Source organism: Pseudomonas lactucae (genome assembly GCF_036688725.1).
Taxonomy (GTDB): domain Bacteria; phylum Pseudomonadota; class Gammaproteobacteria; order Pseudomonadales; family Pseudomonadaceae; genus Aquipseudomonas; species Aquipseudomonas lactucae.
The window spans coordinates 43,987-56,244 of sequence record NZ_JAQQPT010000008.1 but is presented as its reverse complement, the minus strand read 5'-3'; the positions used below and the strand labels follow the sequence as shown (position 1 = coordinate 56,244).

The following is a 12,258-nucleotide window of genomic DNA, read 5'->3' as shown; positions in this document are numbered from 1 at the left end:
AAAAACGCCAGCTTGCTGGCGTTTTTTATTGCCTGTCTATTCTGCAGGCCTGATTAGAGATTCAAACGGGCCGCCAAAGAATCGGCATATTCCTGCCACTGCCCCAACACCTGCTGCTGAAACGGCGTCGCACTAACCGCCAACTCCAGCCGGGCCTGCTTAAATGCCTCAAGGGTATTCGGCGCGCCCCACTCGGGATTTGACAAACGTTGCTGACAGAAAAGTTTCCAACGTTGTTGCTCCTCGCTGTCCAACGTATCGGGGAAGTTACGCGCGCGGTAGCGAAATAATAATTCAGGCAGGCGATGATCATCAAAGGGCCACTGCGCGCGAGCTAACTGCGATGGCTCAGCCATTCGGACTTGTTCGCATAAGCGTCGATCGCGATCACCGATAAAACCATCGTAGAGCTGCTGTTCCGGGTCCGCATTCGCCGCAAATTCTTCCTGCGCATAAATGGCCGCCAATTTATCGCGCCAAAGTTCCTGTGCGTCAGTTAGCCGCAGTGCTCGCGCCTGATAAACAGCCATGTCCAATTGTAGGCGTTCACGGTCTTCAGCCCGCAATACGCTCAAAGGCGCCACCACCGGGCAACGGTTGACATGCACCAACTTGAGCGGGACGGGCAGCTCCCCTTCGGCCAGGTCATCACGACGGGTGTAGAGCCGCTGACGCAGGGTTTCGGCATCGGTGTCCAGCAGCCCCTGAGGGTCGAGCCCAAGGTCGCAGACAATCAGCGCATTGCGGTTGCGCGGGTGCCAGGCCAGGGGCAGCACCACGCCCAGGTAATGACGCTCGGCGGAAAAACGTCCGGAGATATGTACCATCGGTTGCAGCAGGCGCACCTGATCCATCACCCGTTGTTTGCTGCGCAGTTGAAACAGCCAGTCGTAGAGCCTGGGTTGTTTCTCGCGAACCAGCCGAGCCAGGGCGATCGTGGCGCGCACGTCGGACAACGCATCGTGGGCCTGGCCATGGTCGATGGCGTTCGCGGCAGTCAGGCGCTCAAGCTTGAGCGTCACGCACCCGTCCTGCTGCGGCCATTCGATGCCCTCCGGACGCAGGGCGTAGGCGGTACGCACCACGTCAATCAAGTCCCACCGGCTGTTTCCCCCTTGCCACTCCCGCGCATAGGGGTCGAAAAAATTGCGATACAGGCTGTAGCGCGTCATTTCATCGTCAAATCGCAAGGTATTGTAGCCGGCACCACACGTCCCCGGAGCGGCCAGCTCGGCATGAACCCGAGTCATGAAATCGGCCTCGGCCAGGCCCTTTTCGTCGAGTACGCCGGGCGTGATGCCGGTGATCGCACACGCGGCGGGGTGGGGCAGGATATCGTCGCTGGGACGGCAATAGAGATTGACCGGGGGGCCGATCTCGTTGAGTTCGAGATCGGTACGAATTCCGGCTACCTGAAGAGGACGATCATTGCGCGGGTTAATGCCGGTGGTTTCATAGTCGTACCAGAAAATGGAGGTCACGGGCTGTTCCTGTACTGAAGATCGACAGAGTCTAGGCGCTGAACAGCGTCAGGGGCCAGCCTCAATTAAACTGTACAAACATCCAGCAAAAACTTGAATGATTGATTCCACCGCCGACACTGATAGCATCCGTATCTCCCAGCCGCTCTGCACTGCCAAGGATCGCGATGCCATCAGCCCCATTGGACACCCGCTACCAGATCGAAACCCCGGAGGGAATCGACCTGCCACTGCGCCCGGCCGGCCTGGTTCCGCGCGCGCTGGCCTTTACCTTCGATCTGGGCGCGCGCGGCGTGCTCATGGGCGTCCTGCTGGTGCCCTTGGCATTGCTCGGCAACATCGGCATAGGCCTGGGCTCGCTGCTGCTGTTCCTGGTCAGCTGGTGGTACATGGTGTTGTTCGAAGTACTCAATCAAGGCTGTTCGCCGGGCAAACAGGTCATGGGGTTGCGCGTGGTACAGGACGACGGCACGCCCATCGGCTGGTCCGCATCGCTCATCCGTAACCTGCTGCGGTTTGTCGACATGTTGCCTTTCGGCTACTTCCTCGGCTCAATCAGTTGCCTGCAGCATCCTCATTTCAAACGCCTTGGCGACCTCGCGGCAGGCACCCTTGTGGTCTACCGCGAACTCCCGCTGGCGCGCCCGCAAGTGCCTCAAGCCAAAGCCCTGCGACTGCCTTTTGCCCTGGAACTGAGCGAGCAGCGGGCGATCCTGGCCTTCGCCGAACGCCAGGGCGAACTGTCTGCCGAGCGCACGCACGAGTTGGCCTCGATCCTGGCGACCCCCTTGCAGGTTTCACCGGCACGCGCCGTGGAACAGCTCAATGGCGTGGCCCGTGGCCTGTTGGGGCCGACATGAAACAAAGTCTTTTCGAAAGTCGCCACCAACCGCAATGGCAAGCCTTTGCCGAACAGCTCCAGCAGCTGGAACAAGGTAAAGCCAAGGCCGGTGACAGTGCAGACTTCCCGCATCAATACCGGCGGTTGTGCCAGCACCTGGCCCTGGCCCAGGAGCGCGGCTATAGCAGTTATCTGGTTGACCCGCTGCAACAACTGGCACTGCGCGGCCACCAACAACTGTATCGACATCGTGGCCAGTTGGCGGCGAACGTGCTGAGCTTCCTGCTGGCGGGTTTCCCACGGCTGGTGCGCGAGCAGTATCTTTTCGTATTGGCCGCCAGCCTGCTGTTCTTTGGCAGCCTGCTGGGGATCGCCCTGCTGGTCTACCTGTTTCCCGACCTGATCTACAGCATCGTCAGCCCCTCGCAGGTTGCCGAAATGCAGGCCATGTACGATCCCGATGCCAGTCGCCTGGGCCGCGCCGCCGAACGCGCATCAAGCGAAGACTGGATGATGTTCGGCTATTACGTGATGCATAACATCGGCATCGCCTTCCAAACGTTCGCCGCCGGTTTGCTATTTGGCCTGGGCAGTGTGTTTTTCCTGATTTTCAACGGGTTGATCATCGGCGCGATCTCCGGGCACCTGACCGAAATCGGCTATGGGCAGACCTTCTGGTCATTTGTCATCGGTCATGGTGCCTTTGAACTGACGGCCATCGCCCTCGCCGGCGCCGCCGGCCTGCAACTGGGCTGGGCGCTGATCGCACCGGGGCAGTTGACGCGAGGTGAATCCCTGCGGCTCGCCGCCCATAAAAGTGTGCAATTGCTATGCGGTGTCATGCTGTTCCTGCTGATCGCAGCGTTTATCGAAGCCTATTGGTCCTCCACCACACAGATCGCTCCGGGGGTCAAATACCTGGTAGGGGCCGCACTGTGGATACTGGTGGGCGCCTACCTGACCCTTGCCGGACGGACCCGCCATGCGCCTGAGTGATGCGAGCGTGGTGATCAGGCCGCGCACTGCCTGGGAAGCCATGGATCTGGGCGCACTGATGGCCCGTGAATATCGTGTGCTGCTGATGGGCAGTTGGGCACTGGTGACCTTGCCGGTATTTGCCTTGCTCACTGCGCTGTTGTGGAAATATCCCTCCATGGCCATGTTCCTGTTCTGGTGGTTCAAACCGGCATTCGAGCGCTTGCCTCTGTATATCCTGTCCAAGGCGCTGTTCGGCGAAACACCCAGCCTCAAGCAGGCCGTGCGCCAGTGGCCACGCCTGCTTAAAGGCCAATTGCTGGCCAGCCTGACCTGGCGGCGACTGAGCCTCAGCCGCAGCTTCGTGATGCCGGTCAGCCAGCTTGAGGGCCTGGACGGCGAGGCGCGTCAAAAACGCCTGGGCGTGTTGCAACAACGTAACGCGGGGGCCGCACGCTGGCTGACGATCGTCGGTGTGCATCTGGAAAGCGGGCTCTGGTTCGGCTGCCTGGCGCTGTTCTATCTGCTCATTCCACAGCAACTTGAACTGGATTGGGACTGGCAACGTCTGGCGCTGGCGGCGAATGCCGAAGTGCTTTGGCTGTCACACCTTAGCAATGCGTTCTACGCCTTGATCCTGGTGTTTTGGGAGCCCATCTATGTCGCCTGCGGTTTCAGCCTCTATCTCAATCGACGCACCGTGCTCGAGGCATGGGATCTTGAGCTGGTATTCCGGCACCTGCGCCAGCGTCTGAGCAGCGGGGTGGCGCTTTTATTGCTGGTGATCGGGCTGACGCTACAGCCATTCGTAACGCCCGCAATGGCCGCTGAAACCAAACCCTTGAGCACCCAGGACTCCAGACAATCGATCAAGTCATTGCTGGAAAAGCCGCCCTTTAAAAATCCGGAAACCGTTACCCGCTACCGGTTCGGCGAAGAACAAAAAACCACGGTGAAAAAAAACAAGGTCCACAGTGACGGAAAGCTACCGGCCTGGCTTCAATCCCTACTGGACAACCTCAACAGCGATGCCTTCAAACACGTCGCACGCGGCCTGGAAGTCGTGCTGTGGAGTCTACTGGTGGGCGGCATCGCCCTGCTGGTGTGGCGCTATCGCGATTGGCTGCGCACGTTTGTCAGTCGACGAGGGCCACGCAAGCCTGAACAGACCCGACAGGTACCTGCGCAACTCTTCGGCCTGGAACTGGGCACAGAAACCTTGCCTCTGGATATCGCCAGCGCAGCGGAACACCTCTGGACCACCCAGCCACGGGAAGCCCTTGGTCTTTTGTACCGCGGTCTGCTCAGCCGCCTATTGCATGATTACAACGTGCCGCTTAAAAGCGCCGACACCGAGGGGCAGGTACTGGAACGCGTGCACCAACTGCAGCTACCGCCATTGCTGGCCTTCAGTGATGAACTGACCCGACACTGGCAAAACCTTGCCTATGGCCATCACCTCCCTCCCGCCTCCGCCCAACAAAAACTATGCAGCGATTGGCGCGCCCTGTTCAGTTCGGGGGGCACTCAATGAACCGGCCATTGCCGTGGGTACTGTTAATACTGGCGTGCCTGCTCGGAGCGGGCGGCTTTTATGCCTGGCGCAACGCGATTCCGTACGACGTCGTGGTCGACAGAGGCCCAGCGCCCCAAGCACTGGCCAACCCTTACCTCGCGGCCGAGCACTTCCTGCGCCAGCAAGGCCTGAGCGTGGAGCATGCCAATAGCCTTGCCCATCTGGACACCCTTGCATCCAAGGGTAATAGCCTTTTGCTGCTGGGCGAACGAAGCAACCTGTCGCCACGTCAGGTGGGCCAACTGCTGGACTGGGCCAAATCCGGCGGTCACCTGTTAGTGGTGGCGGAGGCACTATGGGACGAAGAAACCGGCAAGAGCGGTGACTTGCTGCTCGATCGCCTGAATATCCACCAGGCCTTGAGTGACGAACCCGAAGAACCCGTCCCGGCGCGTAAAAAGAACGCGCCGGACCTGACCAAACTCTATGTCGACAACGAAACCGCCCCGGCCTACTTCAGCTTTGACACCGACTTCAACCTCATAGACCCCGGGCACCTGGCACAGTTTTCGGCCAATAGCGCCCAGTCGAGCCACCTGATGCAACTCGAGGTCGGGAACGGTCGCGTCACCGTGATCACCGACAGTGACTTGTGGAAAACACCGGACATCGGCAAACACGATAATGCCTGGCTGCTGTGGTACCTGAACCAGGGAACTGCCGTGACCTTGCTGTTCAACAGCGACGTCGACGATCTGTTCACCCTGCTGGTACGTTATTTCCCCCAGGCACTGGTCGCGCTCATTGCCCTGATCGCTCTGGCTCTCTGGCACGCAGGCATGCGGCAGGGCCCGATCCAGGCGCCCGCCTCCAGGGCCCGCCGACAGTTGCAGGAACACTTGAAAGCCAGCGCCGACTTCCTGCTGCGGCGCAACGGCCAAGGCACGCTGTTGCACGCGCTGCAACGTGATATCCAGCGCGCCGCGCGGCGCCGCCACCCCGGTTTTGAGCACCTCGACAATACAGAACAGTGGCGCGTGCTTGAACACCTGACGCACCAACCCTCTCATATCATCAGCCAGGCCCTCGGCCCACTCCCGGAAAAGCGGCTGTCCAGCGCCGACTTCAGCCGACAGGTGGCGTGCCTGCAAACCCTCAGGAATGCCTTATGAGTGATTTTTCCAGCGCTACCGCCTTGACCGACGACACGTTGCAACGCGCCACCCAGCAGGCACAGGCCCTGCGCATTGAGTTGCGCAAGGCGGTGATCGGGCAAGACCTGGTGATTGATGATGTACTCACCGCACTGATCGCCGGCGGCCATGTATTGCTCGAAGGCGTGCCCGGACTGGGCAAGACCCTGCTGGTGCGTGCCCTGGCCCGCTGCTTCGACGGAGACTTCGCGCGAATCCAGTTCACCCCGGACCTGATGCCCAGCGATGTAACCGGCCATGCCGTGTACGACCTGCACTCGGAACAGTTCAAGTTGCGCAAAGGGCCGGTATTCACTCACCTGTTGCTGGCCGACGAAATCAATCGGGCGCCGGCCAAGACCCAGGCGGCCCTGCTGGAAGCCATGCAGGAACGACAAGTCACCCTCGAAGGCGAGGCGCTGCCCATCGACCAACCCTTCATGGTGCTGGCCACCCAGAACCCCATCGAGCAGGAAGGCACCTACCCTCTGCCCGAAGCGGAACTGGACCGTTTCATGCTCAAGGTGCGCATGGATTATCCCGATGCCCGACAGGAACTGGAAATGGTGCGCGAAGTGACGCGCTCATCACGCGCCGACATGCTGGATGTGCAGCCGCTGCGCACCGTGCTGCAGGCCGAGGACGTGCTGCAACTGCAACAGGTCGCCAGTGCGCTGGCCCTGGATGAACACGTGCTCGACTACGCCGTACGCCTGGCGCGAGCTACCCGCAGTTGGCCAGGACTGGCCATCGGCGCCGGACCACGCGCGTCCATCGACCTGGTACGCGGCGCCCGCGCCCGCGCGTTGTTGCGCGGTGGCGCATTTGTTACGCCTGACGACATCAAGGGATGTGCCCTGGCGGTACTGCGCCATCGCGTACGTATCGCGCCGGAGTTGGACATCGATGGGCTGGAGGTCGATCAGGTACTCAAGCAGATGCTGGATCAGATTCCGGCGCCTCGGCAATGACACGCCCATGAAACCGACCCGCTTGCTGTTGATCTGGCTTGGTGTGCTGCTGGGCTTGAGCATTCTGTTGGGCGCTGCCGAAGCCTTGCAGTTCAAGGTGCCCGATACCTTGCACTCGGTGGTGTGGGGCTTGCTCCTGGCACTGTTGCTGCTCGCCCTGCTGGACGCCCTGCGGTTGCGCCGTCGTGCATCCCCGCAGGTGCATCGGCAGTTACCGGGCAGCCTGGCACTGGGGCGCTGGGGCGAAGTGCGCCTTGCGGTGGAGCACACGTCCCCACAGCCCGTGACGGTGCAGGTGTTCGATCACGTCCCGGACGGGCTGAGCGTAGAGAGCATGCCGCAGTCCATCCAACTGCGTCCCGGTGAACGCAGTGAGCTTGGCTATCGTTTGCGGCCCTTGCGACGTGGGCATTTCGAGTTCAGCCGCTGCGAAATCCACCTGCCCAGCCCATTGGGGTTGTGGTCGGCAAGGCGCGTGATCGAGGTCAAGGATGCCACCCGCGTCTACCCGGATTTCGCCCGCCTGTACGGTGCTCAACTGTTGGGCGTGGATAACTGGTTGAGCCAGCTTGGGGTACGTCAACGCCAACGGCGGGGGCTTGGGCTGGAGTTTCATCAACTGCGCGAATTTCGCGAAGGCGATAGCCTGCGGCAAATCGATTGGAAAGCCACCGCGCGGCAACGCACACCCATTGCCCGTGAATACCAGGATGAACGCGACCAACAGATCGTGTTCATGCTTGATTGCGGCCGACGCATGCGCAGCCAGGATGACGAGCTGTCGCATTTTGACCATGCCCTCAACGCCTGCCTGCTGCTCAGCTATGTCGCCTTGCGTCAGGGTGATGCCGTGGGCCTGTGTACCTTTGCCGCCGACGAGCCGCGCTATCTGGCGCCGGTCAAGGGCAGCAGCCAATTGAACGTGTTGCTCAACACGGTCTACGACCTGGACACCACGCGCCGAACGGCCGACTACCAAGCCGCGGCAAGCCAACTGTTGGCACGGCAAAAACGTCGGGCATTGGTGATTGTGGTGACCAACCTGCGTGATGAGGACGATGAAGCGCTGCTTACCGCGGTCAAGCGCATCAGCCGGCACCATAGGGTGATGGTCGCCAGCCTGCGCGAGGAAGTACTCGATCACCTGCGCCAGGCCCCCGTGCAAACCTTGCCCGAAGCCTTGGCCTACAGCGGCACCGTCGATTACCTCAATGCGCGGGATGAACTGCATGACCGCCTGGCCGCTCACGGCTTGTCGGTATTGGATACCTTGCCGTCAGACATGGGCGCGGCGCTGGTCACACGCTACCTGGGATGGAAAAAAGCCGGGGTATTGTAAGAAACAACGCCCGGCCACGGCAGGGCGAGTCCGGTGTTATCCAGAAAGGGCCCGCAAAGGATCAAAGCTGAAGTAATGCAGCAACGCGCCGATCAGTTGCTTATAGTCTTCGGACGCCTCAAGCACGCTGAACCCTGAGTCGTAATGCTGGGGATTGATATCTTCACGGCTCCACAGACAGCTCGCGGTGATATCGATCGGACGAAAACTTCCGTCAGCTTCGGGAAGCTTCAAGCGCAGCTCGAAGTCAACGCCCACCATCATCGGCAACTGGCTGATCAACATCAGCCCGTCTTGCGAAACATTGCCCAAAAAGCCGATGGGCTTGTCGGTGATACGGTTAAACACTTGCAGGAAACAAGTGAGTTGATGCCGCTCGATCCGTCGGTCGGTAAACATGCTGAGATCGCCATCCGTGGGCCATGACTTCGGCCGTGCCAGTGATTCGGAACGAGCATACGCTCGCTCTCCCTGGATCTCGGTGTGACAACGCACTACGTTTTGCCACCAGACATCTGCCGAATCCGGGCCTTGCATTTGTTCGACTATAAAGTTGTACAAACCAATACTCGAAGAATAGCCCAAGACTGGCAACGGGCCACTTATAAAACGACGAATAGCCTCACAAAGAGGCCGGACGCGGCTGAGCGACGCTTGCCCCGCCATAATGTCCCAGCTGTTGCAGGGTATCCAGTCTCGCACGGGCGCGGTAAGCGTACTCGCTCGACGGGTACTGATTGATGATGAACTGGTAGGTCTGGACCGCATCGACGAACAGCTTCTGTCTTTCGAGACACTGCCCGCGCAGCATCGAAACCTCCGGTTGCACGTAACGGCGGCTACGGCTTTCACGGTCCACCTGGGACAACTCCAGGGTGACGCGCTCACAATCACCGACCTTGTAGGCACGATAGGCGTTGTTCAAATGATGGTCCATCGACCAGCGGGTGCAGCCGACCGCACTGACGGCCAGGGCGGCAATAAGCAAAATTCGCATGAGGGTTCTCCTGTCTTGAGCAATATATCGACCCCTCGTCGAAAATCTTCAAGGACGTTGGTTTTTTTCAGCCGCCGCGAAACAACTCAATCGTCAATAAGTAGTGCAAACGAACAATGACTACAACGAAAGAGCATAGTAGCCTTCCCCAGCGCTTGAACTCAGGAGTCTGTGCATGTCCGTCCGTCGTACCAAAATCGTCGCCACCCTTGGCCCGGCCAGCAACTCGCCGGAAGTCCTCGAACAGCTGATTCTGGCTGGTTTGGACGTTGCCCGTCTGAACTTCTCCCACGGCACCCCGGACGAGCACAAGGCTCGCGCCAAACTGGTGCGTGACCTGGCCGCCAAGCACGGCCGCTTCGTCGCACTGCTGGGTGACCTGCAAGGCCCGAAAATCCGTATCGCCAAATTTGCCAACAAGCGGATCGAGCTGAAGATCGGTGACACCTTCACCTTCTCCACCAGCCACCCGCTGACCGAAGGCAACCAGCAAGTCGTGGGTATCGACTACCCGGACCTGGTCAAGGATTGTGGCGTCGGTGACGAATTGCTGCTCGATGATGGCCGTGTGGTCATGCGCGTCGACACCGCCACCGGCACCGAGCTGATCTGCACCGTGATCATCGGCGGCCCGCTGTCCGACCACAAAGGCATCAACCGTCGCGGTGGTGGCCTGACGGCGCCGGCCCTGACCGAAAAAGACAAGGCCGACATCAAGCTCGCCGCTGAAATGGAAGTGGACTACCTCGCCGTGTCCTTCCCACGCGACGCCGCCGACATGGAATACGCCCGCAAACTGCGCGACGAAGCCGGCGGTACCGCCTGGCTGGTGGCGAAGATCGAACGCGCCGAAGCCGTGGCCAATGACGAAACCCTCGACGGCCTGATCAAGGCCTCCGACGCGGTGATGGTTGCCCGTGGTGACCTGGGCGTGGAAATCGGCGACGCCGAGCTGATCGGTATCCAGAAAAAGATCATCCTGCACGCACGCCGTCACAACAAAGCGGTGATCGTGGCGACCCAGATGATGGAGTCGATGATCCAGAACCCGATGCCCACCCGCGCCGAAGTATCCGACGTGGCCAACGCCGTGCTCGACTACACCGACGCCGTGATGCTCTCGGCGGAAAGCGCCGCGGGCCCGTATCCGCTGGAAGCCGTGCAGGCCATGGCGCGTATCTGCCTCGGCGCCGAGAAGCACCCGACCAGCAAGACCTCCAGCCACCGTATCGGCAAAGAGTTCGAAAGCTGCGACCAGAGCATCGCCCTGGCAGCGATGTACACCGCCAACCATTTCCCGGGCGTCAAAGCGATCATCGCCCTGACCGAAAGTGGCTACACGCCGTTGATCATGTCGCGCATCCGTTCGTCGGTACCGATCTACGCGTTCACTCCTCACCGCGAAGCCCAGGCCCGCGCGGCGATGTTCCGTGGCGTGTACACCATTCCGTTCGATCCGGCTTCGCTGGCACCGAACGAAGTCAGCCAGAAGGCTATCGATGAATTGGTTAAACGCGGCGTCGTAGAGAAAGGCGACTGGGTCATCCTGACCAAGGGCGACAGCTACCACACCACCGGTGGCACCAATGGCATGAAGATCCTGCACGTGGGCGACCCGCAGGTCTGAGTGACACGCTGAAAAAACAAAAGCCCTGCCATGAGAATGGCAGGGCTTTTTGCATTTCAAATGCCGGTTGAGGTGTTGAACCGTCAGGCCTCATCGGGGGCAAGCCCCCTCTCACAGTTAATCGCGTAAACTCGCAAAGCCTGCGCTCGGACAGTCAGCGCTCAACCTCGGGGTAGGAACACATCGGCCAGCAGTTGATTGCGCGGCAGCCCCGCAAGGAACAAGCGCTTGGAAAAGGCTTCGACGCTGGCAGGATGCCCGCAGAGCAAGGCCAGCGTTTGCCGCGAAACCACCCGCAGTTGCGTCAATGCCTGGCTCAACTGCGCCGCGGTCCACAACTCCACCGTAAGGTTGGGATGGCTGGCGGCCAGCGCCGACAAGGGTTCGGCCAGGTAATGGCCATCGGCATCGTGGGCCAGGTGAATGACGCGAATGGCCCCCTGATGATCCTGGCGCAACGCCTCACGCAGCACGCCCCACAGCGGCCCCAGGCCGGTGCCGGACGCCAGCAGCCAGAGCGGCCGGGATTGCCAGTCAGGGTCGTATTGCAGCGCACCGCCACGCAATTCGCCCAGGCGCAGACGGTCGCCGACCCGCATCTGTCGGGCCATATCGCAGAATTCACCGGGCAGACGGCAATCGATATGAACCTCCAGAAAAGCATCCTCCTGGGGCAGGCTCGCCAGGGAATACGGCCGCGCCACCTGCCCCGCCCACAGCACCAGATGCTGGCCGGCCCGATAGCGCAAACCACGCTCCGGTTGCAGGCGCAGGCGCAACACCGTCGCGTTCAGCCAATCGGCCCCCACCACCTGGGCCGGCAAACCCTCACGCAGCGGGTCAAACGCTTCAACCCGCACATCCCCCGTCACTTGGCACTGGCACGCCAGGCGCCAGCCATCCTGGCGTTGCGCCGGGCTCAGGGCATCGGGCTGCGCGTCCTCCACCTCACCCAGGCAACGCACCAGACAGGCGTGGCAACTGCCCGCCCGGCAACTGTAGGGCACGGCCACACCCGCCTGGTTCAAGGCGTCCAACAGGTTGCTGCCGGTGGATACCGACCAGTGGCGTTCGCCGACGTGCAGTTCAGGCATGGATACTCTCGAATCAAAAAGGCCCGCACAGGGAATCATGCCGGCGACAGTTTGACCATAGTCGGGTGTATCGGCCACCGTGCCGGGTTATACTGCCGCGCCTTTTTAGCGTCGCGCCAACAATACCTGCTCTTCTTGGCGACGCGCCTTGGAAAGGTGGCTTCAGCCGACCGATGCACTTCACTGAAGCCACCTTTATTGAATGTTCCCTTATAGAGGAGCGC

Annotated in this window: 11 protein-coding genes; 7 read left to right on the top strand and 4 right to left on the bottom strand. The window is 60.8% G+C overall.

The window, feature by feature from the left end; translation table 11 throughout:
* Positions 1 to 53: 53 nt before the first annotated feature.
* Positions 54 to 1,481 (bottom strand): exodeoxyribonuclease I, encoded by a 1,428-nt coding sequence (gene sbcB / locus V6M90_RS10910; RefSeq protein WP_332846465.1) that lies wholly within the window; start codon positions 1,479 to 1,481, stop codon positions 54 to 56.
* A 167-nt stretch (positions 1,482 to 1,648) separates the two neighbouring features.
* Here sbcB and V6M90_RS10905 point away from each other — a divergent pair, with 167 nt between their 5' ends.
* From V6M90_RS10905 to V6M90_RS10880, 6 genes are read left to right on the top strand one after another with little or no spacing between them, the layout of a single operon-like run.
* Positions 1,649 to 2,341: an RDD family protein gene (locus tag V6M90_RS10905; protein WP_042945213.1), complete on the top strand. Its 693-nt coding sequence runs from the start codon at positions 1,649 to 1,651 to the stop codon at positions 2,339 to 2,341.
* Positions 2,338 to 3,318 carry a stage II sporulation protein M gene (locus V6M90_RS10900; RefSeq protein WP_003175833.1) on the top strand — a complete coding sequence of 327 codons (981 nt, stop codon included), beginning with the start codon at positions 2,338 to 2,340 and terminating at the stop codon, positions 3,316 to 3,318. Before V6M90_RS10905 ends, V6M90_RS10900 begins: the two co-directional genes overlap by 4 nt.
* Positions 3,305 to 4,831: a DUF4129 domain-containing protein gene (locus V6M90_RS10895; protein ID WP_332846464.1), complete on the top strand. Its 1,527-nt coding sequence runs from the start codon at positions 3,305 to 3,307 to the stop codon at positions 4,829 to 4,831. The genes V6M90_RS10900 and V6M90_RS10895 overlap by 14 nt, the downstream gene beginning before the upstream one ends.
* Positions 4,828 to 5,985, top strand: coding sequence for a DUF4350 domain-containing protein (locus V6M90_RS10890; protein ID WP_332846463.1), 1,158 nt, complete (start codon positions 4,828 to 4,830; stop codon positions 5,983 to 5,985). The genes V6M90_RS10895 and V6M90_RS10890 overlap by 4 nt, the downstream gene beginning before the upstream one ends.
* The gene (locus tag V6M90_RS10885) at positions 5,982 to 6,977 is read left to right on the top strand and encodes an AAA family ATPase (RefSeq protein ID WP_003175836.1); all 996 of its coding nucleotides are present in this window, start codon (positions 5,982 to 5,984) and stop codon (positions 6,975 to 6,977) included. Before V6M90_RS10890 ends, V6M90_RS10885 begins: the two co-directional genes overlap by 4 nt.
* A gap of 7 nt (positions 6,978 to 6,984) precedes the next feature.
* Complete coding sequence (locus tag V6M90_RS10880; protein ID WP_003175837.1) at positions 6,985 to 8,316, top strand: DUF58 domain-containing protein; 1,332 nt, start codon at positions 6,985 to 6,987, stop codon at positions 8,314 to 8,316.
* A 36-nt stretch (positions 8,317 to 8,352) separates the two neighbouring features.
* Here the strand turns inward: V6M90_RS10880 and V6M90_RS10875 are convergent, their stop codons facing one another.
* Together V6M90_RS10875 and V6M90_RS10870 are read right to left on the bottom strand one after the other, a co-directional pair.
* On the bottom strand, positions 8,353 to 8,715 hold the full coding sequence (locus V6M90_RS10875; protein WP_141063357.1) for a PilZ domain-containing protein: 363 nt from the start codon (positions 8,713 to 8,715) through the stop codon (positions 8,353 to 8,355).
* A gap of 223 nt (positions 8,716 to 8,938) precedes the next feature.
* On the bottom strand, positions 8,939 to 9,313 hold the full coding sequence (locus V6M90_RS10870) for a tol-pal system YbgF family protein (RefSeq protein WP_078734495.1): 375 nt from the start codon (positions 9,311 to 9,313) through the stop codon (positions 8,939 to 8,941).
* Between the two features lie 175 nt (positions 9,314 to 9,488).
* Here V6M90_RS10870 and pyk point away from each other — a divergent pair, with 175 nt between their 5' ends.
* Complete coding sequence (pyk, locus tag V6M90_RS10865) at positions 9,489 to 10,940, top strand: pyruvate kinase (RefSeq protein ID WP_078734496.1); 1,452 nt, start codon at positions 9,489 to 9,491, stop codon at positions 10,938 to 10,940.
* 161 nt (positions 10,941 to 11,101) lie between these two features.
* On the opposite strand, the gene V6M90_RS10860 is transcribed toward pyk, so the two are convergent.
* Positions 11,102 to 12,034 carry an iron-sulfur-binding ferredoxin reductase gene (locus V6M90_RS10860; RefSeq protein ID WP_003175841.1) on the bottom strand — a complete coding sequence of 311 codons (933 nt, stop codon included), beginning with the start codon at positions 12,032 to 12,034 and terminating at the stop codon, positions 11,102 to 11,104.
* Positions 12,035 to 12,258: the final 224 nt, after the last annotated feature.

Coding starts and splice junctions, on each gene's coding strand:
- V6M90_RS10890 (WP_332846463.1), top strand. CDS start 4,828: ATGAACCGGCCATTGCCGTGGGTACTGTTAATACTGGCGTGCCTGCTC.
- V6M90_RS10860 (WP_003175841.1), bottom strand. CDS start 12,034: ATGCCTGAACTGCACGTCGGCGAACGCCACTGGTCGGTATCCACCGGC.
- V6M90_RS10880 (WP_003175837.1), top strand. CDS start 6,985: ATGAAACCGACCCGCTTGCTGTTGATCTGGCTTGGTGTGCTGCTGGGC.
- V6M90_RS10895 (WP_332846464.1), top strand. CDS start 3,305: ATGCGCCTGAGTGATGCGAGCGTGGTGATCAGGCCGCGCACTGCCTGG.
- V6M90_RS10905 (WP_042945213.1), top strand. CDS start 1,649: ATGCCATCAGCCCCATTGGACACCCGCTACCAGATCGAAACCCCGGAG.
- V6M90_RS10875 (WP_141063357.1), bottom strand. CDS start 8,715: ATGTTTACCGACCGACGGATCGAGCGGCATCAACTCACTTGTTTCCTG.
- V6M90_RS10870 (WP_078734495.1), bottom strand. CDS start 9,313: ATGCGAATTTTGCTTATTGCCGCCCTGGCCGTCAGTGCGGTCGGCTGC.
- V6M90_RS10900 (WP_003175833.1), top strand. CDS start 2,338: ATGAAACAAAGTCTTTTCGAAAGTCGCCACCAACCGCAATGGCAAGCC.
- pyk (WP_078734496.1), top strand. CDS start 9,489: ATGTCCGTCCGTCGTACCAAAATCGTCGCCACCCTTGGCCCGGCCAGC.
- V6M90_RS10885 (WP_003175836.1), top strand. CDS start 5,982: ATGAGTGATTTTTCCAGCGCTACCGCCTTGACCGACGACACGTTGCAA.